The 19,709-nt window shown below is 72.7% G+C and carries 22 protein-coding genes; 14 read left to right on the forward strand and 8 right to left on the reverse strand.

The window, feature by feature from the left end:
* Positions 1-208: 208 nt before the first annotated feature.
* On the forward strand, positions 209-1,915 hold the full coding sequence (locus BLW57_RS36475; RefSeq protein WP_256339685.1) for an LCP family protein: 1,707 nt from the start codon (positions 209-211) through the stop codon (positions 1,913-1,915).
* A 9-nt stretch (positions 1,916-1,924) separates the two neighbouring features.
* Here BLW57_RS36475 and BLW57_RS36480 read toward each other — a convergent pair whose 3' ends face one another.
* From BLW57_RS36480 to BLW57_RS36495, 4 genes are all read right to left on the reverse strand, one after another.
* On the reverse strand, positions 1,925-2,158 hold the full coding sequence (locus tag BLW57_RS36480; RefSeq protein ID WP_256339686.1) for a hypothetical protein: 234 nt from the start codon (positions 2,156-2,158) through the stop codon (positions 1,925-1,927).
* A gap of 102 nt (positions 2,159-2,260) precedes the next feature.
* On the reverse strand, positions 2,261-3,040 hold the full coding sequence (locus BLW57_RS36485; RefSeq protein WP_093479964.1) for a DUF1206 domain-containing protein: 780 nt from the start codon (positions 3,038-3,040) through the stop codon (positions 2,261-2,263).
* A 132-nt stretch (positions 3,041-3,172) separates the two neighbouring features.
* Positions 3,173-4,042 (reverse strand): class II glutamine amidotransferase, encoded by an 870-nt coding sequence (locus tag BLW57_RS36490; RefSeq protein ID WP_093479965.1) that lies wholly within the window; start codon positions 4,040-4,042, stop codon positions 3,173-3,175.
* A gap of 156 nt (positions 4,043-4,198) precedes the next feature.
* A complete protein-coding gene (locus BLW57_RS36495; protein WP_093479966.1) occupies positions 4,199-4,486 on the reverse strand; it encodes a DUF4190 domain-containing protein in 288 nt (95 codons plus the stop codon).
* 229 nt (positions 4,487-4,715) lie between these two features.
* Between BLW57_RS36495 and BLW57_RS36500 the strand changes: the two genes are divergently transcribed.
* The 5 genes from BLW57_RS36500 (at position 4,716) to BLW57_RS36520 (ending at position 8,432) form a co-directional block, all read left to right on the forward strand.
* The gene (locus tag BLW57_RS36500; RefSeq protein WP_093479967.1) at positions 4,716-5,564 is read left to right on the forward strand and encodes an RNA polymerase sigma factor SigF; all 849 of its coding nucleotides are present in this window, start codon (positions 4,716-4,718) and stop codon (positions 5,562-5,564) included.
* Positions 5,565-5,704: 140 nt separating this feature from the next.
* A complete protein-coding gene (locus tag BLW57_RS36505) occupies positions 5,705-6,367 on the forward strand; it encodes a ScbR family autoregulator-binding transcription factor (RefSeq protein ID WP_093479968.1) in 663 nt (220 codons plus the stop codon).
* 217 nt (positions 6,368-6,584) lie between these two features.
* Positions 6,585-6,893: a hypothetical protein gene (locus BLW57_RS36510; RefSeq protein WP_093479969.1), complete on the forward strand. Its 309-nt coding sequence runs from the start codon at positions 6,585-6,587 to the stop codon at positions 6,891-6,893.
* A gap of 4 nt (positions 6,894-6,897) precedes the next feature.
* Complete coding sequence (locus tag BLW57_RS36515; RefSeq protein WP_256339687.1) at positions 6,898-7,494, forward strand: NADPH-dependent FMN reductase; 597 nt, start codon at positions 6,898-6,900, stop codon at positions 7,492-7,494.
* Positions 7,491-8,432 (forward strand): MerR family transcriptional regulator, encoded by a 942-nt coding sequence (locus BLW57_RS36520; RefSeq protein WP_093479971.1) that lies wholly within the window; start codon positions 7,491-7,493, stop codon positions 8,430-8,432. Before BLW57_RS36515 ends, BLW57_RS36520 begins: the two co-directional genes overlap by 4 nt.
* 3 nt (positions 8,433-8,435) lie before the next feature.
* Here BLW57_RS36520 and BLW57_RS36525 read toward each other — a convergent pair whose 3' ends face one another.
* Positions 8,436-10,484 carry a phosphocholine-specific phospholipase C gene (locus BLW57_RS36525; RefSeq protein ID WP_093479972.1) on the reverse strand — a complete coding sequence of 683 codons (2,049 nt, stop codon included), beginning with the start codon at positions 10,482-10,484 and terminating at the stop codon, positions 8,436-8,438.
* Between the two features lie 335 nt (positions 10,485-10,819).
* Between BLW57_RS36525 and BLW57_RS36530 the strand changes: the two genes are divergently transcribed.
* Positions 10,820-12,034 (forward strand): dipeptidase, encoded by a 1,215-nt coding sequence (locus BLW57_RS36530; RefSeq protein ID WP_093479973.1) that lies wholly within the window; start codon positions 10,820-10,822, stop codon positions 12,032-12,034.
* 109 nt (positions 12,035-12,143) lie between these two features.
* On the opposite strand, the gene BLW57_RS36535 is transcribed toward BLW57_RS36530, so the two are convergent.
* Positions 12,144-13,070: an SDR family oxidoreductase gene (locus BLW57_RS36535; protein ID WP_093479974.1), complete on the reverse strand. Its 927-nt coding sequence runs from the start codon at positions 13,068-13,070 to the stop codon at positions 12,144-12,146.
* Positions 13,071-13,156: 86 nt separating this feature from the next.
* On the opposite strand from BLW57_RS36535, the gene BLW57_RS36540 reads away from it, so the two are divergent.
* From BLW57_RS36540 to BLW57_RS36570, 7 genes are all read left to right on the forward strand, one after another.
* Positions 13,157-13,735 (forward strand): TetR/AcrR family transcriptional regulator, encoded by a 579-nt coding sequence (locus BLW57_RS36540; RefSeq protein WP_093479975.1) that lies wholly within the window; start codon positions 13,157-13,159, stop codon positions 13,733-13,735.
* 116 nt (positions 13,736-13,851) lie between these two features.
* Entirely contained in the window at positions 13,852-14,343 is a 492-nt protein-coding gene (locus BLW57_RS36545; RefSeq protein ID WP_093479976.1) for an SRPBCC family protein, read from the forward strand.
* Positions 14,336-15,955 carry a phytoene desaturase family protein gene (locus tag BLW57_RS36550; protein ID WP_093481080.1) on the forward strand — a complete coding sequence of 540 codons (1,620 nt, stop codon included), beginning with the start codon at positions 14,336-14,338 and terminating at the stop codon, positions 15,953-15,955. The genes BLW57_RS36545 and BLW57_RS36550 overlap by 8 nt, the downstream gene beginning before the upstream one ends.
* A 114-nt stretch (positions 15,956-16,069) precedes the next feature.
* Entirely contained in the window at positions 16,070-16,522 is a 453-nt protein-coding gene (locus BLW57_RS36555; RefSeq protein ID WP_093479977.1) for a hypothetical protein, read from the forward strand.
* Positions 16,523-16,588: 66 nt separating this feature from the next.
* The gene (locus BLW57_RS36560) at positions 16,589-17,470 is read left to right on the forward strand and encodes an SDR family oxidoreductase (RefSeq protein ID WP_093479978.1); all 882 of its coding nucleotides are present in this window, start codon (positions 16,589-16,591) and stop codon (positions 17,468-17,470) included.
* 53 nt (positions 17,471-17,523) lie between these two features.
* On the forward strand, positions 17,524-17,757 hold the full coding sequence (locus BLW57_RS36565; RefSeq protein WP_093479979.1) for a hypervirulence associated TUDOR domain-containing protein: 234 nt from the start codon (positions 17,524-17,526) through the stop codon (positions 17,755-17,757).
* Positions 17,758-17,787: 30 nt separating this feature from the next.
* A complete protein-coding gene (locus BLW57_RS36570; RefSeq protein ID WP_093479980.1) occupies positions 17,788-18,276 on the forward strand; it encodes an MSMEG_6728 family protein in 489 nt (162 codons plus the stop codon).
* 13 nt (positions 18,277-18,289) lie between these two features.
* On the opposite strand, the gene BLW57_RS36575 is transcribed toward BLW57_RS36570, so the two are convergent.
* On the reverse strand, positions 18,290-19,102 hold the full coding sequence (locus BLW57_RS36575; RefSeq protein ID WP_256339689.1) for a cytochrome c oxidase assembly protein: 813 nt from the start codon (positions 19,100-19,102) through the stop codon (positions 18,290-18,292).
* Positions 19,103-19,122: 20 nt separating this feature from the next.
* Positions 19,123-19,662, reverse strand: a complete 540-nt coding sequence (locus BLW57_RS36580) for a DUF2243 domain-containing protein (RefSeq protein WP_093479982.1) — start codon at positions 19,660-19,662, stop codon at positions 19,123-19,125.
* Between the last annotated feature and the right edge of the window lie 47 nt (positions 19,663-19,709).

The following is a 19,709-nucleotide window of genomic DNA, read 5'->3' on the forward strand; positions in this document are numbered from 1 at the left end:
GACCACCTGCTCGGCGGCGTGGCGCGCATGAGATGCCTCACCTGTGAATTGCGTGTGGATCTGTACGGTTCGCGCCGCGGGTTTGTTAGATTGCGCAACTACGCAACCGAGGTGAACCGCCCCTTCGCCTGCCCGCACACCGCCGCGCAATCCCGTCCGCCCACCGGACGGCCCGGCCCGACGGGCCCGACCGTTCCTGGGAGTGCAGATGAGCGACCCGTGGGACGGTCCTTCCGGTCAGGTCACGCGCAGCCGTGGCGCGCGGGTGCCCGGACAGCGTACGACCGGACCCGACGGGCCGAGGCCCTCCGGCGGCCGGGCCGCGGCCCGGCTCGCCGCCCGCTCCGCCGGCGGCCGGCGGCCCCACCGCGGCCGTCGGGCGGGCCGGGGCAGGCGGATCCTGAAGGTCCTCGCGATATGCCTGTCCGTACTGGTCGTGCTCACCGCGGGCGCGGGCTGGTGGTTCTACGAGCACCTGAACGGCAACATCCACAGCGTCTCGCTCGACGGCAAGGGCGGCACGGAGAAGGCCGACGCGTTCGGCCGCACCCCGATCAACATCCTGGTCATGGGCTCCGACGGACGGACCAGCAAGACCGACTGCAAGCTGGGCGGCGGCTGCCGGACCACCGGCGTGCAGACCGGCAGCAACGCGGACGTGCAGATGGTGATGCACATATCCGCGGACCGTTCCAACGCCACCGTGATGAGCATCCCGCGCGACACCATGACGAAGGTCCCGGCCTGCAAGGACCGGGAGACGGGCCAGTCGACGAACGGCTACTACGGGCAGATCAACAGCGCGCTGCAGTACGGCCCCGCCTGCCAGGTGGCCACCGTGCACCAGCTCACCGGCATCCCCATCGACCACTTCGTGAAGCTCGACTTCTCCGGCGTCGTCAAGATGTCCGACGCGGTCGGCGGGGTCTCCGTGTGCGTCAGCGACGACGTCTACGACACCTACTCCCACCTGAAGCTGTCCAAGGGGACCCACACCCTCAAGGGAGTCGCGGCCCTGGAGTTCGTCCGCTCCCGGCACGGCTTCGGCGACGGCAGCGACCTGGGCCGGACCCTCTCGCAGCACATCTTCCTCAGCGCGATGATGCGCAAGTTCAAGAGCGCCGGCACGCTCACCGACCCCACCGCGGTCTACTCGCTCGCCGACGCCGCCACCAAGGCGCTGACCGTGGACGACGGCCTGGGCACGGTGAAGAAGCTGATCGCGCTGGCCGACGACGTGAACAAGGTCCCCACCAAGCGGATGACCTTCACGACCATGCAGACGGCCCCGGACCCGGCCGACGACAACCGCCTGGTGGTGGGCCCGGGAGCGAAGACCCTGTTCTCGACCATCGCCGGCGACCAGTCCCTGACCACCGGGTCCGGCAAGAAGTCCGGGGCGGCGTCCGCGACCGCGAAGGCCGGGGCGACCGCCTCGCCGGTGCCCGCGTCGGAGATCGCCGTGACGGTGGAGAACGGCACCTCGATCACCGGCCGCGCCTCCGCCGTCGCCGCCGCCCTCGTCGACCAGGGCTTCAGCTCCGCCACCACGGCCAACGCCCCGAGCCCCGCGACGACCACCACCCTCACCTACGGCCCCGGTCGCAAGGACGCCGCCCGGACGGTCGGCGAGGCCCTGGGACTGCCCGCGTCCCATCTGAGGGAGGGGGCCGGCACCGGCCTGACCCTCGTGATCGGCAGCGACTGGCCGCACGGCACCGGCTATCCCGGCGGCTCCTCACCCGCGCCCGCCGACACCAACGCCGCGGTCTCCCACGCACACGCCTCCACGGCCGCCGAGGCCAAGACGTGCGCCAAGGTCAGCCCCTACCGGACCGTCTCCCTGAACGGGATCTCGATGACGCCGTCGCAGGCGTACGCCGCGGCACGGAGCAAGCCCGACTCCGACGAGTGACCGGGCCGGTCAGGGACTGGCGATGTCGAAGCCGTAGCGCAGGGGCTCCTCGGTGACGGTGTAGTCGCGGCGGTAGACGTACACCGCTTCCGCGCGCATCCCCTCGACGGACGCGCCCTCCACCTGGCAGGGGCAGGTCACCTGGATCGTGCGCGGCCGGTCGGAGACCTTCATCCGCAGCCCGTGCGCGGGTCCTCCGTCGAGCACCGCGATCTGCCAGCCGGTCACTTCGGTCGTCTCCACGGCCGACAGTTTAGAGGTTGCGCAAGTCTCCGCCCGGTGAGCCGGATCACGTCCCGGGCGGCCGGGTCCCCCCGTCCGCGGACCCGAGGCCGGGCCGTCGGCTCAGATCTTCCGCCAGCGCGCGTTGCACCACGAGAAGAGCCCGAACGCGGCCAGACCGAGCGCGATCAGGGCGAGCAGCCAGGGGCCGGCGGGCAGATCCCGGAACGCGCGCAGGGTGTCGTCCATGCCCTTGGCCTTGCCCGGCCGGTGCTGGACGGCCGCGACGACAGCGAAGACGCCGGCCACCGCGAAGACGAGGCCGCGCGCCGACCCGCCCGTGACGCCCAGGAAGTCGGTCACCTGCCTGGTCCGCTTCGACATCTCCCCGGTGCGCAGGTCCTCCCGGAACTTCCGCTGCACCGCCCGGAACGCGATCCACAGGCCGGCGCCCACCACGACGAGCCCCGCCACACCGACGAGCCACTGGCCCGCCGGCCACTTGAGCACCATGGCGGTGACGTCGTCGGACTGCTTGTCCGAGGAGCCGCTGCCGCTGCCCCGGGCCCCGGCCGCGTAACTCAGCACCGAGTACGACAGGAAGGCGTAGAACACGGACCGGCCGGCGTTGGCCGCGCGCTTCGACAGCTTGGAACCGTCCGGTCCCGTCCCGCCGAACACGGCCTCCGACAGGCGCCACAGCCCCATGCCGGCGAGCGCGATGCCCACGACCCACAGCAGTACCGACCCGAACGGCTTGTCGGCCAGCTCGCCGAGGGCACCGCCGCGGTCGGCCTGCTGGCCGCCGCCGTCCCCGGCGAAGGCGATCTGGAGCGCGATGACACCCACGAGTACGTAGATCAGCCCGCGTGCCGCGAATCCCGACCGGGCCGCCACCGCCATTGCCGTGCTGTCGGCCGCCCGGCGGGCCCGAAACCGTCCATGCAGTGCCCCAGACTGTGTGCCCATACTTCGCCGATGCCCCCGGCTCGCGGTCCGACACCTGCCCGGGGACCTCCGGCCGGGTCCGCCGCGCTACCCCGTCCGCTGCGAGGCCGCCGCGGTGGGGCGCAGGTCGGCGAGGGTGAGGGGATGGGCGGGCGGGTCGGGCAGGACGAGACGGGACGTGGTGTGCAGGTGGTCGTCGACGTGCAGCAGCTCGCCGGGCTCCATGAGCCGCCAGTGCGGGTTCTCGTCCATGGGCTCGCTGGCCACGACGACGGCGGGACGATCGCCCAGACCCGGCGAGTGCACGCGCATCCGGCCGTGACTGCCGGTGTGGTCGAGATGCCGCGAGCCGTGATGTCCGCCCGCCGGCCGCCGGAGGACGTACAGCTCGTGCGTGGCGGGATAGCGCAGAGCCCACAGCTCACTCGGGGTGACGAGAATGATGTTGAGGGCGTAGAGGGGCAGATTGCCTGCGGTCCAGCGGGCCGCCGCGGCGATCCCGGCGGACACGTCGCCGCTGTTCGCCGCGATCTCCCGGGTCACCAGGGCGAAGAAGCGCTCGGAGTCGGTGTCGCCCTGCACCAGGGAGAGGTCGTCGCCGAGATGGCGGTCGAGTTCGTCCAGCCCTTCGATCACGCCGTTGTGCGCGAGCAGCCGCCCCTGCTGCTCGAAGGGATGGGTGTTGCGGACGTCCAGGCCGCCGGTCGAGGCGAAGCGGATGTGGGCGATGAAGGTGGCCGACTCCACCTGCCGGGCCTCCTGCGCGAACGCGCGGTCCTCGTAGGCGGCGATCGGTGCCTTGTGCACCTCGGGCGTCCCGTCGGGGGCGAAGAACCCCAGACCGGTGCCGTCGGGTTCGCGGTGACTCTGCGCACTGAGGCTGTCGGGGGCGTCCAGCAGCCAGAACGTGGCGGGTGTGCGCAAGGGGGAGCTGCTCAGCCCGAAAAGGCGGCACACGGTGTCCTCCTTCGTCGCCGCTGTACGACCATCGTCGCGCGCCCGTCGCCGCCCCGCACGTGGCGCGGCGCTCCGCGCGGGCGGTGGCGCCCATACGCCGGGGTGCGGCCCACCCCGCAGGTGGACCGCACCCCGCACGGCGTGCCCGGTCGGGCGTCAGCCGCCCACGTGCCAGCTGAATCCGCCGTTGTGCGCGGCGACGGAGAACAGCACCAGCCACAGCACCACGTCGACGATGCCCAGGACGATGCCGGCCTTCGCCATGCCCGCGCCGTTCTTCACCGCCGCCTGCCGTCGGGCCACGGCGCCGAAGACGATCGCCAGCGGGCCGAGGACGATGTTCAGGATGAAGAGCCCGACGATGCCGCAGCACAGGCTCGCGATCGCCAGACCGTTGGTGCCCGAACGGGAGGAACTGGCAGAGTGACTGCCGTAACTCGTCATGACAACTCCAGTGTTGACGGATGTCGGGCCGAACGGCCCCCACACTTCTTGGTTTTCGCTTGACCAACCGGATGCCCTCTTTGCCCGCCCGCATGTCGGCCGGATTCTTCCGGTGGAGACGCCGGGCCGCCGTCGATCTCGCCGAGACAGGCATGCATGGCGACTGTGCGGGTACGCGGCGTGTCGTTGACAACACCGCAGATACGGACCCATCCGGGAGGGGAACACCATGACGACGCAGACCGTGGCGGGTCAGGACACGCGAACGGCAGCCGAGTTGCCGGAACTCGTCGACCCCTCGAGCGTGGCTCCCCGGGACGCGCGGGCGCTGTCCAAGGTGTTCTTCGACCAGCTCGCGGTGCTGGAGGAGGGCACGCCCGAGTTCCAGTACGCGCGCAACACGCTGATCGAGATGAACATGTCCCTCGTCCGTTTCGCGGCGGCGCGGTTCCGCAGCCGGGGTGCGGAGGAGATGGAGGACATCGTCCAGGTCGGCATGATCGGTCTGATCAAGGCGATCGACCGGTTCGAGCTGTCCCGTGAGGTGGAGTTCACCTCCTTCGCGGTGCCGTACATCGTGGGCGAGATCAAGCGCTTCTTCCGCGACACGTCCTGGGCCGTGCACGTGCCCCGGCGGCTGCAGGAGGCCCGCGTCCAGCTGGCTCGCGCGACCGAGGAGCTGCGCAGCCGGCTCGGCCGTACCCCCACGGTCAAGGAACTGTCCGAGCTGATGTGCCTCTCCGAGGACGAGGTCATCGAGGCCCGCCTCGCGGCGAACGGCTACAACTCCGCCTCCCTCGACGCGGCCATCAACAGCAGCGAGGACGGGGAGACGGCTCTGCAGGACTTCCTCGGGACCGAGGACACCGCGCTGGAACTGGTCGAGGACTTCCACGCACTGGCCCCGATGATCGCCGAACTGCCCGAGCGGGACCGCCTGATCCTGCATCTCCGCTTCGTCGAGGAGATGACCCAGGCGCAGATCGGCGAACGCCTGGGCGTCTCCCAGATGCATGTGTCGCGTCTGCTCTCGCGCACCCTGAAGCGGCTCCGGGAAGGCATGCTGACGACCCAGTGAGACCGTCCCCCGGTCGCGGACCGGGCGTACGGCGAAGGCTCCAGGAGGCCGCGGTGACCATGTCACCGCGGCCTCCTTGCCGTATCGCCGTGCGGTATGGTACGAGCTGGTTGGTTCAATCTTCAGCTTGAGGAGGGTCGATGGCTCAGCAGGAGCGAGCTGTCCGGACCCGACGCGCTGTTCTGGAAGCCGCAGCGGCCGTCTTCGCGGAGCGCGGGTACGCGGCGGCCACGATCGCCGAGATCCTCCAGCGGGCAGGCGTCACCAAGGGCGCCCTGTACTTCCACTTCGACTCCAAGGCGGCCCTCGCCCAGGGCGTGTTGCAGGAGCAGATCACCACCGAGTACCACCTGCCCCGCGAACTGAAGTTGCAGGAGTGGGTGGACGCCGGCATGACCCTGGCCAAGCGCCTGCCGCAGGAGCCCATGCTGCTCGCCGGGGTCCGGCTCTCCGCGGACCTCCAGGGACGCGACGTCTTCGGCAGCGCCTGGCCGGCCTGGGCCGAACTGACCGCCCGCGTGCTGGAAGAGGCCAAGGAGCGCGGCGAGGTGCTCTCGCACGTCGTCCCGGAGGAGTCCGCCCAGGTCTTCCTCGGCGCCTGGATCGGGGTGCAGTTCGTCTCCCAGGGCGTGGCGGGCTGGACCGACCTGGACGCGCGGATGTCGGCGTTGTTCAACCACCTGCTCCCCGCGATCGCGGCCCCGTCCGTCCTCGCCCGGCTCGACACCGCCCCCGACCGGGGTGCCCGGGTGATCGCCGAGGTACGACGAAGGCCGAAGGCCCTCGCGACCGCCACCGGCTGAACCACCCGGCCGGATCCGTTCCGCCGCCGCTGTGGGGGGGAGTCCCGCCCGGCCGTGCACCCTTCGGGACGCCGCCGGAAAATCCATGGAGGCGCCGTGGGCTCCGGTGTCATCATGTGCGGCATGACCACGACACGAAAGGCCCGTGCCGCGTAGACGGCCGGGAGAGGTCCGGACCGCCCTTCCCCGGCGGCACCGGACGCACGCCAGGACGACGGTGATCGACGGTCTGTCCCGCGGTGCGCTGGGTGAGATCGACCGGCTCGAACGCGCGCGGACCCACTGGGGACCGGGAGAGGTCGCCACGGCCGTGCGCTTGTGGAAGGACTACGTCCGGACCCCGGAACGCCTGTTGTGGCAGGACCACGAACGGGGCAACACGCACGGGGACTGCTGCGGCGGTGATCCCCGGGAGGCGCGTGCGCTCCTCGACACCGTGATGCGCGCCCTCCCGGCCCGCTCAGCGCGCGAACTCAGGGCCGTCGTCGCGAGGTCCGACCGGGTGTGGGGCTCCGAGGTAGGTTGATCAGGTGAGTTCACTGCCGATGATCCTGCTGCTGTCGGGGAGCCTGCGGGCCGGGTCCACCAACGAGACCGTGCTGCGTACCGCGCAGGCCGTGGGTCCCTCCGCCGGGGTCGCCACTTCGTTCTACGACGGCCTCGCCGGGCTTCCGCACTTCAATCCCGACGACGACAACGACCCCCTGCCCCCTCCGGTGGCCGAACTGCGGGCGGCGATCGAGGGGGCGGACGCGGTCCTCGTCTGCACGCCCGAGTACGCGGGCACGCTGCCGGGGTCGTTCAAGAATCTGCTGGACTGGACCGTCGGCGGCACCGAGATCTGCGACAAACCCGCCGCGTGGGTCAACGCGGCGGCTCCGGGCCGCGGGCAGGGCGCCGAGGCCACACTGCGGTCCGTTCTCGGCTACACCGGCGCCGACATCGTGGAGGCGGCCTGCGTCCGGGTCCCGGTGGACCGGGGCATGGTCGGCCCGGACGGCCTCATCACCGACGAGGAGGCCCGTCGGCGGCTCCGCGCCATCCTCGAGCTGCTGGCCGGCGCGTGCGCCCGCCGACCCAGCGGGCTTGAGTCTCCCGCAGGGGGAGACACCAAGCTGGAGGCATGAACGGCGGAATCCTGTACTCGATAGGCGAACTGGCCCGGCGCACCGGGCTCACGGTCAAGGCGATCCGGTTCTACTCGGACCGCGGCATCGTGCCGCCGGCCGATCGCACCCCGGCCGGCTACCGCCGCTACGGCCAGGACGCCGTGGCGCGCCTGGCGTTCGTCCGGACACTGCGCGAACTCGGCCTCGGCCTCGACGCGGTCCGCCGGGTGGTGGACCAGGAACTCACGCTCGGCCAGGTCGCCACGGAGCACGCCGCCGCCCTCGACCTGCAGATCACGGTCCTGCGGCTGCGGCGTGCGGTGCTGACGGCGGCGGCAGCCACCGGGGAACCCACGATCGAGGGGATGGAACGCATGCACCGGCTCGCCACCCTGTCCGAGGCGGAGCGACACCGCCTGGTGGACGACTTCCTGGGCGCGGTCTTCGACGGCGCACCTCCCCACCCGGGAAGCACCGCGATCCGGCGCTCCCTGACCCCCGAACTCCCCGACCGCCCCACGGAGGAGCAGGTCGCGGCCTGGGCGGAGCTGGCGGAGATGTCCACGGACCCGGGGTTCCGCTCCGGCCTCCGGCGCCTGCTGGACGAGCACGCGGCCGGACAGGGAGGCGGCACCGCCGGACCCCCGCGGCCGGACGTCGTGGCCCTGGCCCGCGACGCGGTGGCGCCGGCCCTCGCCTCGGGGGTCGACCCGGCATCACCGCGGGCCGACCCCGTCGTGGCCGCGCTGACCTCGCGCTGCGCGGCCGCCGTGGGCCGCCCCGACGACGCCCGGCTGCCCGCGCGGCTCCTTCACCGGCTCCGGGCCGCGCGGGATCCGCGGTGGGACCGGTACGTCCACCTGCTCGCCGTGGTCAACGGCTGGCCCGCCCCGCAGCCCCTCGGACCGGTGGTCGACTGGGCCGTCGAAGCCCTGAGCGTCCGGACGGCCCGGTGAAGGTCAGCCGCTCACACTCGTCGCGCCCGTCTCCAGGTGCCCGGTGAACCGCCGCGACCAGGTGGCGTCGGAGTCGACGGTCACCGTGAAGTCGTACCAGCCGTTCTGGTACGCGACGGCGTTGAAGAAGTCCTCCGCGGAGGCGCCCGCTGCGACGGTGTACGTCCACGGGCCGTCGCTGCGGTAGTGGTTCGAGGTGATGGTGAACTTCACCGACGCCGAACCCGAGTTGGTCATCCTGAAGTACACCGCCGGCTTTCCGGTGCCGGGCTCCACGGCGTAACGGGTGCTCACCTCGGCCCCCTTGCCCGCCTTGGTCGCGTCGCCCTCGAAGCGCCGCAGGAAGCGGTTCGGACCGAGCATCGTCAGGTCGTACCTGCCGTCACCGTAGCCCGCGCCGATGGAGAACCAGTCGGAGGCGGTGCCGCCCGCGTCGACGGTGTACTGCCAGGGCGTGGTGTCCCGGTAGGCGCCCGGATGGAGGGAGAAGTGTGCCGCCCGGGTCGCCGGCGCGCCCTGGTTGGACATGGTGAACCAGGCGGTGATCTTCCCGGCGTCCCCGAACTCCAGGCGGTCCAGCCAGCCGTTCGGCTGGTACGGCAGCGCACGCGCCGGGCGCGTGCCGCTCTCCTGGGCGGGCAGGGCGTTGTTCGTGGGCACCGGGTTCGGCAGGGGACCGCAGGTGCTCATGCCGAGGACACCGGTCGCCGGCAGGGTCGCCGGGCCGTACACCGGACGGGCGAAGTCGAAGACCCCGGTGAGGTCGCCGCTCACCCTGCGGCGCCAGTCGCTGATGTTGGGGCACTTGGCGGGCGTGCCCAGCGCGCTCGTCCAGGTCTCCAGGAAGCGCAGCACCGAGGTGTGCTCGAACACCTCCGAGGAGACCCAGCCGCCGCGGGTCCACGGCGACACGACGATCATCGGGACGCGGAAGCCGAAACCGTACGGCACCCCGTTGAGGAACTCACCGGCCGTACCGGCGGGGGGCGCCGGCGGGGGCACGTGGTCGAAGAAGCCGTCGTTCTCGTCGTAGTTGAGGAAGAGGACCGTCGAGTCGAAGACGTCCTGGTCGGCCGCGAGGGCCTGGTAGACGAGGCCGACGAAGTGGGCGCCGTCGCCGGGCGGGGCGTAGGGGTGCTCGGAGAAGGCCTGGTTGGGGACGACCCAGGAGACCTGCGGGAGGGTGCCCGCGACGACGTCCGCCCTGATCGCGGCGGCGATGTCGTCCGGGGTCGAGCCGGTGGCCCTCGGTACGGAGGACATGCCCCGGTCGTACAGCGCACTGCCCGGCTTGGCGCTCGCGAAGGTCTTGAAGTAGGCGCAGCCGTTGTCGCCGTAGTTGTCCGCCGCGTTCTGGTAGACCTTCCAGGTCACCCCGGCGCTCTGCAGGGCTTCGGCGTAGCTCTGCCAGGTCAGACCGGACTCGTCGCCGCCGTCGTAGCTGGACTGGTCGACCTTGCCGCTCCACAGGTAGGTGCGGTTGGGGCCGGTGGCGCTGAGCGTGGAGCAGAAGTAGGCGTCGCAGATCGTGTAGTTGTCGGCGAGCGCGTAGTGGAACGGTATGTCGGACCGGTCCAGGTAGCCGAGAGAGCGGACGTTGCCGACACCCGCGACCCAGTTGTCCATCCGGCCCTTGTTCCAGGCGGAGTGCTGCGAGGACCACGAGTGGGGCAGGTCGCCGTTGCACTGCGCGAGCGCCCCGCCGTCCTTGCCGCCCGCGGGCGGGGTCGCGCTGAGCTTCCACGGGTACTGGCGGCCCGTACCGTTGGGCTGGTTGAAGACGCTGTATCCGCCGTTCAGGGTGATGCCACTGCGGTCGTCGAAGCCGCGGACACCCTTCAGGCGGCCGAAGTAGTGGTCGAAGCCGCGGTTCTCCTGCATGAGGATCACCACGTGCCGAACGTCCTTGATCGTGCCGGTCGCCGTCGCCGTCGCCGTCGCCGTCGCCGTCGCAGGTGCGGCAGCCGCCGTACGCGAGCCGGCGCCGAGCGTCACACCCGCTGCCATGGAAGCGCCGAGCCCCACGAAGCCTCTTCGGCTGATCGGTGTCATTCGCCCCGTCCTCGTCTCAGGGGTGCCCCAGCGGCACATCGCCAAGGTGCCCGGGGCGAGGGTCAGGGTCCATAACGCGCGATGACACAGGGATGAAGAAGGGCGTCCGCTTCACGCTGCCGGCCGGCGGCCCGGGTCGGCCTTCGCCCGGCGGGAGTTGCGGGCCGTGTGGCCGCGCCCCGCCGGGGCAGGATCACCGGGTCCGGCGCCGCCGCCCGGGCACCGGGCGGCACCCGGGGGAGGAGCGCACACGGCGGCGGTGGCCGCCCCACCCCCGCACGAGTTCGGCCGGGCGCGCCGGCAGACCGTTTCCGTCGACGAAGGAGTCCGAGTCCATGACCGATGTCGTAGCCGAAGCCCTGCGGAGCACGCCCGTCGTCGACGGCCACAACGATCTGCCGGTGGCCCTGCGCGCCCGTTCCGGCTACAGCGTCGAGGGCCTCGCGGACGGCCGGCCCGATCTGCACACCGATCTGCCCCGGTTGCGCGCGGGAGGCGTCGGCGCACAGTTCTGGTCCGTGTACGTCTCCTCCGAACTGCCCGAGCCCGAGGCGGTCGTGGCGACCCTGGAACAGATCGACGCCGTGTACCGGCTCGTCGCCCGCTACCCGGACGCCCTGCGCATCGCCTACACCGCCGCCGACGTCGAGAAGTCCTTCGCCGACGGCCGGATCGCCTCACTGCTGGGTGTGGAAGGCGGCCACAGCCTCGCGGAGTCGCCGGGCGTGCTGCGGTCGTACGCGCGGCTCGGGGTGCGCTATGTGACCCTGACACACAACGACAACACCTCCTGGGCCGACTCGGCCACCGACGAGCCCGGTGTGGGCGGCCTCGACGACACGGGGCGCGCGATCGTCGCCGACCTCAACCGCACCGGGATCCTCGTCGACCTCTCGCACGTCGCCGAGTCCACCCAGCGTGCTGCCCTCGCCGCCTCGACCGCGCCGGTGCTGTTCAGCCATTCGTCGGCCCGGGCGCTCAACGACCATCCGCGCAACGTCACCGACCCGGTTCTCGAACTCCTCCGGGACAACGGCGGGGTCATCCAGCTGACCTTCGTGCCCTATTTCATATCGGCTCGAGTCAGCGCGTGGGCCGAGGAGTTGCAGGCGGAGCGCGAACGCCTCGGGCTCGCCGCCGACGCGTGGCGGTGGCCGCGCGCGCCTCGCCCCGGCGAGGACCCGGCGGCGGTCGCCGAGGAGCACGCGGACCTGTTCGACCCCTCCTCCGACGACCGCCTGAGCCGCTGGCTGGAGGCGCATCCGCGGCCCGAGGTGACCGTGGCCGAGGTCGCCGACCACGTGGAACACGCCCGTGACGTGGCAGGCGTCGACCACGTCGGCCTCGGCGGGGACTACGACGGCGTCGACCATCAGCCGGCCGGCCTCGCCGACGTCTCCGGCTACCCGGTGCTGCTCGGGGAACTCGCCGGCCGGGGCTGGTCCCGGACCGAACTGGAGGCCCTCACCGGGCGCAACGTCCTGCGGGTGCTGCGGGCGGCCGAGGAGGCGGCGACCGAGCCGCTCTGGCCGACGGCGCCCCTGCGGTGAGCAAGTTCCCGAAGCGGTACGGGTGTCGGGGCGCGCCGGCTCCGAGGCTGCCCACCGCCCGGTGGACGCGGCTCCGTCGTCGACGGTCGTTCGGCGCCGCACGCCTCGGTCAGGCGCCCGTGGTGGCGGGTGCCCGGAAGTAGTGGCCCGCGTCGAGGTCGGCCAGGAGGCCCGGGCGGGTCGGCTCCCAGCCCAGGAGCTCGCGGGTCAGCCTGCCGGACGCCGGGACGTCGGTGCCCAGGAAGCCGCTCAGCCAGGTGAAGTGCTCCGGCGCGGCCTCCGGGGTCACGGAGGCGACCGGCAGGCCGAGGTGCCGCCCGATCACCTCGGCGACGTCACGGATCGCCACACCCTTCTCGGCCACTGCGTGCAGCACTGATCCGGCGGGCGCCTTCTCGACGGCGAGGAGGAACAACCGGGCGGCGTCGAGACGGTGGACGGCCGGCCAGCGGTTGGCGCCGTCGCCGATGTAGCCGGACACCCCCTTGGCGCGGGCGATCGCGACCAGGGTCGCCATGAAGCCGTGGTCGCCCTCGCCGTGGCACGTGGGGGAGAGCCGCACCACGGAGGAACGCACGCCCCGCGAGGCGAGGTCGAGCGCCGCCTGCGCGGTGGCCGACCGGATCGAGACGGGTGAGCCGTCGACGGTCGGCCGGTCCCGCTCGGTCGCCACCCGCCCCGGCGCGAGGCCGACCACGCCGGAGGCGATGACGAGGGGGCGGTCGGTGCCGGCGAGAGCCTCCCCGAAGACGTCCACGGCCCGGCGGTCGGCCTCGGCGGCGCCCTGGAAGTCGCCGGTGAAGGCGATGTCGTGCTTGAAGGCGAGGTGGATCACGCCGTCGGACGCGGCGGCCGTGTCCCGCAGGACGTCCCGATCGTCGACGGTGCCGCGGACCACCTCCGCCCCGGCCGCGGTGAGCGCGGCGGCGGAGGTGTCGGAGCGGGCCAGCCCGACGACCCGGTGGCCCGCGTCGATGAGCCGGGGAACGACGGCGGATCCGATCCAGCCGGACGCGCCGGTCACGAAAATGCGCATGGGAGAGCTCCCGGACCATTCGATGTCAGTTACTGTCATCGACCTTACATCTGATGGCAGGCACTGTCATCGCGTACGATCGGCCCATGGGCAGATGGGAGCCGAACGCGCGGGGGCGCCTGGCGGAAGCGGCGTTGGAGCTCTACAGCGAGCACGGGTACGAACAGACCACCGTGGCGGAGATCGCCAAGCGGGCCGGCCTGACCGAGCGCACCTTCTTCCGGCACTACGCCGACAAGCGCGAGGTGCTCTTCGCCGGCTCGGGGGAGCTCCAGGACCTCTTCGTGCGGGCGGTCACCGGCGCTCCGGAGCGGGCGGCACCGGTCGACGCGCTGGCGGCGGGCCTCGACGCGGTCTCCGGGGCGTTCGCCGACCGGTGGGAGCACGCGCGCCGACGGCACGCCGTGGTCGTGGCCAACCCGGAACTCCAGGAGCGCGAGCTGATCAAACTCGCTTCGATGTCGGCCGCGGTCGCCGGCGCCCTGCGTGGCCGCGGGGTCACCGAGCCGGCCGCGAGCCTCGCCGCCGAGGCGGGGGTGGCCGTGTTCAAGGTCGGCTTCGAACGCTGGATCGCGGCGGCCGAGGAGGGGGAGATGGCGAGCCTGCTGCGGGCGGCACTCGCCGAGCTGAAGGCGGTGACGGCCGGACACGGGGCCGGCGTCTGACGCTGCCGCTCGGCCTCCGCGGCCCCCGACCAGGGCCGGTTGCGCGGGTTGGGGCGAGGGTGTCCGGGGCACTCGGCCGGGGTTCCGACCCGAGCCCGTGAGAGCCGGAGGCGTCCGTGGCCGTACGTCATCGCCTGATCAAAGCCAGCCCCGCAGCGGTGTGGGAGGTCCTCGCCGACGGCAGCAGGTACTCGGAATGGGTGGTGGGCACGTCGTCCGCGTCCCCCAGGCTCGGCCGGTGGCCGGAGCGGGAGGCGTCGATCGGCTACCAGGTACGGCTCGGCCCGTTCCGGCTGGGCAACGAGACCGTCGTACGGCACTGCGAGGAGGGCTCCCTCCTGGAACTGGAGGCCCACGCGGGCATCCTCGGCACGGCCCGTATCGCGATCGAACTGCGCGAGTGGGGCGAGGACTGTCTGGTCATCGTCGACGAACACCCCCTCCAGGGGGCCGGCGGGGCCCTGCACAACGTCGGCTTCGAGGCGCTGATACAGCTGCGCCACCGCGCCATGCTCGCCCGCCTCGCCAGAGCGTGCGAGGACGGGGAACGTGACCGGGGGCGGGCCGCCCGACGCCTGCCGCGCAGCGGAGGGACTCGCCATGCCTGACGCCGTGGTGATCGGGGCGGGCCCCAACGGGCTCGTGGCAGCGAACCTGCTGGCCGACGCCGGATGGAGTGTCCAGGTCCTGGAGGAGCAGCCGGAGCCGGGCGGCGCGGTCCGCCACGACCGGGGTGTCGACCGGGACTTCGTCAACGACCTCTTCAGCTCCTTCTATCCGCTGGCGGCCGCCTCCCCGATCCTGTCCGCGCTCCGCCTGCAGGACCACGGGCTGCGCTGGAGCCACGCGCCGCACGTGCTGGCGCATCCCCTGAGCGACGGCCGGTGCGCCGTCCTGGACCGGCACATCGACACCACCGCCGACTCTCTGGAGGCGTTCGCGCCCGGCGACGGAGCTGCCTGGCGGCGCCTGTGGGACCTGTGGGACACCATCCGCTCCGATCTGCTGGGCGCCCTGTTCACCCCGTTCCCGCCGGTCCGGGCGACCACCCGGCTGGCCCTGAGACTGCGGGCCGCGGGCGGTCTGCGCACCGCACGCTCCCTGGTCCTCCCGGTGCGCCGGCTGGGCGAGGAGGAGTTCCGCGGCGAGGGCGGCCGGCTGCTGCTGGCGGGCAACGCGCTGCACGCGGACCTCACCCCCGAGTCGGCGGGCAGCGGCGGTTTCGGCTGGCTGATGTCGATGCTCGGACAGACGTACGGCTTCCCCGTGCCGGTCGGTGGCTCCGGCGCCCTCACCGAGGCGCTGGTGCGGCGTCTGGCCGCGCACGGGGGAGAGGTGCGCTGCGGGCAGCGCGTGGCCGCCGTCGCCGTACGCGAAGGGCGGGCCGTGGGGGTGCGGACCGCCGGCGGGGAGACGGTGCCCGCCCGCAGGGCCGTGCTCGCCGACGTGGCCGTACCGGTCCTCTACCGCGAACTCGTCGGCCCCGAGCACGTGCCGGCGCAACTCATGGAGGACCTGCGGCGCTTCCAGTGGGACTTCGCCACCTACAAGGTCGACTGGGCGCTGGACGGGCCGGTGCCGTGGCAGGCCGAGCAGGCCCGCCGGGCCGGGACCGTCCACCTGGCCGACGGCATGGACGAGCTGACCCGCTTCGCCGCGCAGATCGCCATGCACCAGGTACCCGACCGCCCCTTCGCCCTGTTCGGCCAGATGACCCTGTCCGACCCCGCCCGTTCCCCCCGGGGCACCGAGTCCGCCTGGGCCTACACCCACGTCCCGCACGACATCCGGTCGGACGCCGGTGACGAGGGCATCACCGGCGACTGGGGACCCGCGGACCAGGAGCGCATGGCGGACCGCGTCGAACGGCAGGTCGAGCGGTTCGCCCCCGGATTCCGCTCCCGCATCCGCGCCCGCCGCGTCCTCGCCCCGCCCACCCTCCAGGAACTGGACGCCAACCTCCTCGGCGGCGCCATCAACGGCGGTACGACCGCCATGCACCAGCAGCTCGTCTTCCGGCCGGTACCCGGAACCGGCCGCCCGGAGACCCCGGTGGCGGGACTCTTCCTGGCCTCGGCCGGCGCACACCCGGGCGGAGGTGTGCACGGTGCCCCGGGCGCCAACGCCGCGCGCGCCGCACTGCGCGCGCACCGGGCACCCGGACTGGTCCGCGCCCAGCGTCTGCTCAGCCGCCGCGACCGGACCGGGCACCCGGTCTGACCGGCCGTTCCGGCCGGCGCATCCGGACATCCGACACAGCGAGAAGAGGTGCACAGAGGCGGTACGCACCGAGTCCCACGGGCCGGCACCCGGCCACCGCACCAAGGGAGCGCCATGAGCGAGCAGCAGGACGGACCCGACCGCCGGCACCGGCGGCCCGACGGCGTCAGCGACAAGACCGTCGAGGCCCTCGGATCCCTGTCCAAGGCCCTGGAGACCACCGAGCGGGCCCGCGGCCATCTCTACAGCTTCCACCAGCTGACCGGCGGAGCCGACCTGGAACTGGACCGGGCGGTACGACTGCTGAGGGAGGCCGGCCATCCCGAGTGGGCCGACAAGGTCCAGTCCGAGATCCTCGGCCGCAACGTCGTCCCCGGCCACTGGACGTTCCAGATCGTCGAGGCCTACGACGACACCTACTACCGGCCGTTCCGCGAACTCGAACGCAGCGCGGTCGACGAACTCGCCCAGGGCCGGGACCACCTGTACGAGGCGGAGATGAAGGAAGCCCGCCGTACCGCCGGTCATCCGGACCACTCGGCGGTGCCCGGCGCCACCGAGTGGTGAACCGTGCCGGACGCCCGCCTCCGCGGGCATGCCGGTGACCGGTCCGCAGGACAGAAAGGCCCTCCCGTGCGCAGCAGCCCCCTGAAGAACCGGACGGTCGTGGTGACCGGTGCCGCACGCGGCATCGGTGCCGCGCTCGCCCGCGAGCTGGCCGCGCGGGGAGCGAGAACGGCACTCCTCGGCCACGAGAAGGACCTGCTGGAGGAGGTCGCCACGAGCCTTCCCGCGCCCGCCCTGGCACTCGGCGCCGACGTGACCGACCTGCCCGCGCTGGAGGCGGCCGCGCGCGAGGTGCGCGCCCGGCTCGGGCCGCCGTCGGCGGTGATCGCCAACGCGGGCATCGCGGAGGCGGGCCCCTTCGACGCGACCGACCCCGCCGACTGGCGGCGGGTGATCGACGTCAACCTCACCGGCAGCGCGCAGACGGCGCGGGCGTTCCTGCCCGACCTGTACGCCACCGCGGGCTACTACCTCCAGGTCGCCTCCCTCGCCTCTCTCGGCGCCGCCCCCCTGATGAGCGCCTACTGCGCCTCCAAGGCCGGCGTGGAGGCCTTCGCGCACGCGCTGCGGGCCGAGGTCGCCCACCGGGGTGTCGGCGTGGGCATCGCCTACGTCAACTGGACCGACACCGACATGGTGCGCGACGGCGACCGGCAGGCCGCACTGCGTGAACTCCGCGCCCACATGCCGCCCCCCGCCCGGCGCGTGTACAGCGCCGAGACCGTCGTCGGTCGCCTCGTACGCGGGCTGGAACGCCGGCGCACCGCCGTGTACGCGCCGCCGTGGCTGCGTCTGGTGCAACCGGTACGGGCTGTGCTGCCTCCACTGGTGCTGCGCCTGTCCCGCCGTGAACTGGCCCGGCTGGGAGCCGGGGAACCGCTCGTCCCCACCGGGCTGCTCGGTGCCGGGGGCGAGGCCGACCGCGCGGCGACGGGACGCGCCACCTGACCCCCCTGCCCCGTCCGGGGCCGGGGAGACATCGGGCAAGGAAGGAAGACACCATGGCCAGGAAGTCACAGCGCACGTCGGACGACAGGTTCCGCAAGGGCGACAAGGTGGCCTGGAACAGCCACGGTTCGACCGCCGAAGGAGAGGTCGAGCGCAAGATCACCAAGCGCACCGAGGCCGCCGGACGCGAGGTCGACGCCTCCCCCGAGGAGCCGCAGTACGAGGTGCGCAGCGACAAGTCCGGCAACACCGCCGTGCACAAGCCCTCCGCCCTGCGCCGGCGGTGAACCTCACGACACCCAGGTAGGACGGCCACCATGCAGACGTTCCTGCCCGATCCCGACTTCCGGCGCTCCGCACTGCTCCTGGACCGCCGCCGCCTGGGCAAACAGCGGGTCGAGGCCCTCCAGGTCCTGCGCGGACTGACCGTGCCGGGACACGGCTGGCGCAGACACCCGGCCGTGCGCATGTGGAGCGGGTACGAGGAGGCGCTGGTCCGGTACGGCCTGGAGGTCTGCCGGGTGTGGCGGGAGCAGGGCCACCAGGACAGCTGTGCCGCCTCGCTGGTCGCCGGGTTCGCCCACTGCCGCCCGGGCTCGCCCGTGCGCGGGCAGGACGACCTGGCGGCCGCGGGTGAGCTGCCGCCCTGGCTCGGCGACGAGGGCTTCCACCGCAGCCACCAGTCCGCGCTCGTCCGCAAGGACCGCGACGTCTACGCCGACGAATTCCCCGGCGTGCCGGACGATCTGCCGTACGTGTGGCCCGGATCCGACCGGGAACGCGGGGAGGCCACCGTGGACGGCTGACCGGCACGCGGCCTCAGGCCCGTGCCGGGTCGCGGGAGGCCCGCGGCCCGGCTGCCGGGCGAGCGCGGGGCGCGGGGCGCCAGGTGGTGACCAGGGCCGCGGCGAGGAGGAGCTCGGCGACGTCACCTCCGTAGTACATGATCTCCGCACCGCCCTGGACCTCGGGCACCGGAGCGTGGACGTCGGCCCAGAAGCCGCCGTACATCAGCTGCGCGACGACCGAGTGCACGGCGATGGCGCAGCCGAGGAGGACGAGCCGGGTCCGGACGCCCGGACGGCCCGGAGCCGGGTCGGGCCCGGCGACGGCATGGGTGAACAGGCAGCCCGACAGCAGGAAATGGAGGTGCAGCAGCCAGTGGCCGGCCGGACGGTCCATGGCGGCGTTGTAGAGCGGCGTGAAGTACAGGACCGCGAGACTGCCCGTCGACAGCACCAGGCCGACGGCCGGGTGGGCGAGGAACCGGGCCGGGCGGCCGTGCAGGACGCCGGTCAGCCGGCGCGCTCGGGGTGCCGGCAGCACCCGCAGCAGCAGGGTGACCGGAGCCCCCAGTACCAGGGCCGGCGGGGCGTACATCCCGACGAGCAGATGCTGCGCCATGTGCCCGCGGAAGTCGCCGTGCGCCCAGGGCGCCACGGGCGGCAGCAGCGCGACGGCCAGCAGGAACAGCCCGGAGAGGAAGCAGGCGGTACGCCGGCGGCTCCAGCCCCGCACCGGGTTCCGCAGCCGCGCGAGCCGGGCCAGGTGCAGATAGCCGGCGGCCCAGAGCAGCAGGACCAGGGCGGGCAGCAGCGACTCCAGCGGGCCACCGCCCGTGGGGTGGTGCATGTGCGGGGTGTCCGGATGCATCAGGCGGCCCGTCCGGTACCGCCGGCCACCGGTCCGACGGGCCGGCCGCCGCGGGCGAGCAGCCGGCCGCCCGCGACGAGCAGCGCCCCGAGGGCGAGGAAGCCGAGGTCCCACCACAACTGGTGGGGTCCGCCGCGGACGTGGTGGATGCCCAGGATCTGGTGGTCGAGGACGCCTTCGACCAGGTTGAAGACGCCCCAGCCGACCAGGATCCAGCCCCACAGCACCCGTGAGGTCCACACCTGGCGCCGTCCGGCCGTCACCCGGGAGTACAGGATCGCGAGGCCGGTGAGCACGGCGATCCAGCACACGGTGTGGAAGACACCGTCCCAGACGGTGTTCATCCGCAGACCGGAGACGGTGTGCGGGTCGTAGTACCGCACCCCGATGCGGTCGTGATTGGTGCTGGTGAGCATGTGGTGCCACTGGAGAAGCTGATGCAGGAGGATCCCGTCCGCGAAGCCCCCGAGCCCCACCCCCAGCACGATCCCCGGTGACCGCAGACTCGTCGGCGTGCTCTCCACCACGGTTCCGCTCACGCTGGTCGCCCTGCCCCTCTTCTTTGTCGAAGTCGGCCGTCCTCAAG

Source organism: Streptomyces sp. 1222.5, from assembly GCF_900105245.1.
In the GTDB taxonomy this organism is placed as follows: domain Bacteria; phylum Actinomycetota; class Actinomycetes; order Streptomycetales; family Streptomycetaceae; genus Streptomyces; species Streptomyces albidocamelliae.

Excerpts from the sequence above, each read along its gene's own strand:
- BLW57_RS36485 (WP_093479964.1), bottom strand. The coding sequence starts at position 3,040 with ATGGCGGTGGCGGCCCGGTCGGGATTCGCGGCACGCGGGCTGATCTAC.
- BLW57_RS36520 (WP_093479971.1), top strand. The coding sequence starts at position 7,491 with ATGAACGGCGGAATCCTGTACTCGATAGGCGAACTGGCCCGGCGCACC.
- BLW57_RS36525 (WP_093479972.1), bottom strand. The coding sequence starts at position 10,484 with ATGACACCGATCAGCCGAAGAGGCTTCGTGGGGCTCGGCGCTTCCATG.
- BLW57_RS36495 (WP_093479966.1), bottom strand. The coding sequence starts at position 4,486 with ATGACGAGTTACGGCAGTCACTCTGCCAGTTCCTCCCGTTCGGGCACC.
- BLW57_RS36535 (WP_093479974.1), bottom strand. The coding sequence starts at position 13,070 with ATGCGCATTTTCGTGACCGGCGCGTCCGGCTGGATCGGATCCGCCGTC.
- BLW57_RS36500 (WP_093479967.1), top strand. The coding sequence starts at position 4,716 with ATGACGACGCAGACCGTGGCGGGTCAGGACACGCGAACGGCAGCCGAG.
- BLW57_RS36505 (WP_093479968.1), top strand. The coding sequence starts at position 5,705 with ATGGCTCAGCAGGAGCGAGCTGTCCGGACCCGACGCGCTGTTCTGGAA.
- BLW57_RS36475 (WP_256339685.1), top strand. The coding sequence starts at position 209 with ATGAGCGACCCGTGGGACGGTCCTTCCGGTCAGGTCACGCGCAGCCGT.
- BLW57_RS36555 (WP_093479977.1), top strand. The coding sequence starts at position 16,070 with ATGAGCGAGCAGCAGGACGGACCCGACCGCCGGCACCGGCGGCCCGAC.
- BLW57_RS36575 (WP_256339689.1), bottom strand. The coding sequence starts at position 19,102 with ATGCACCACCCCACGGGCGGTGGCCCGCTGGAGTCGCTGCTGCCCGCC.
- BLW57_RS36540 (WP_093479975.1), top strand. The coding sequence starts at position 13,157 with ATGGGCAGATGGGAGCCGAACGCGCGGGGGCGCCTGGCGGAAGCGGCG.
- BLW57_RS36550 (WP_093481080.1), top strand. The coding sequence starts at position 14,336 with ATGCCTGACGCCGTGGTGATCGGGGCGGGCCCCAACGGGCTCGTGGCA.
- BLW57_RS36565 (WP_093479979.1), top strand. The coding sequence starts at position 17,524 with ATGGCCAGGAAGTCACAGCGCACGTCGGACGACAGGTTCCGCAAGGGC.
- BLW57_RS36570 (WP_093479980.1), top strand. The coding sequence starts at position 17,788 with ATGCAGACGTTCCTGCCCGATCCCGACTTCCGGCGCTCCGCACTGCTC.
- BLW57_RS36530 (WP_093479973.1), top strand. The coding sequence starts at position 10,820 with ATGACCGATGTCGTAGCCGAAGCCCTGCGGAGCACGCCCGTCGTCGAC.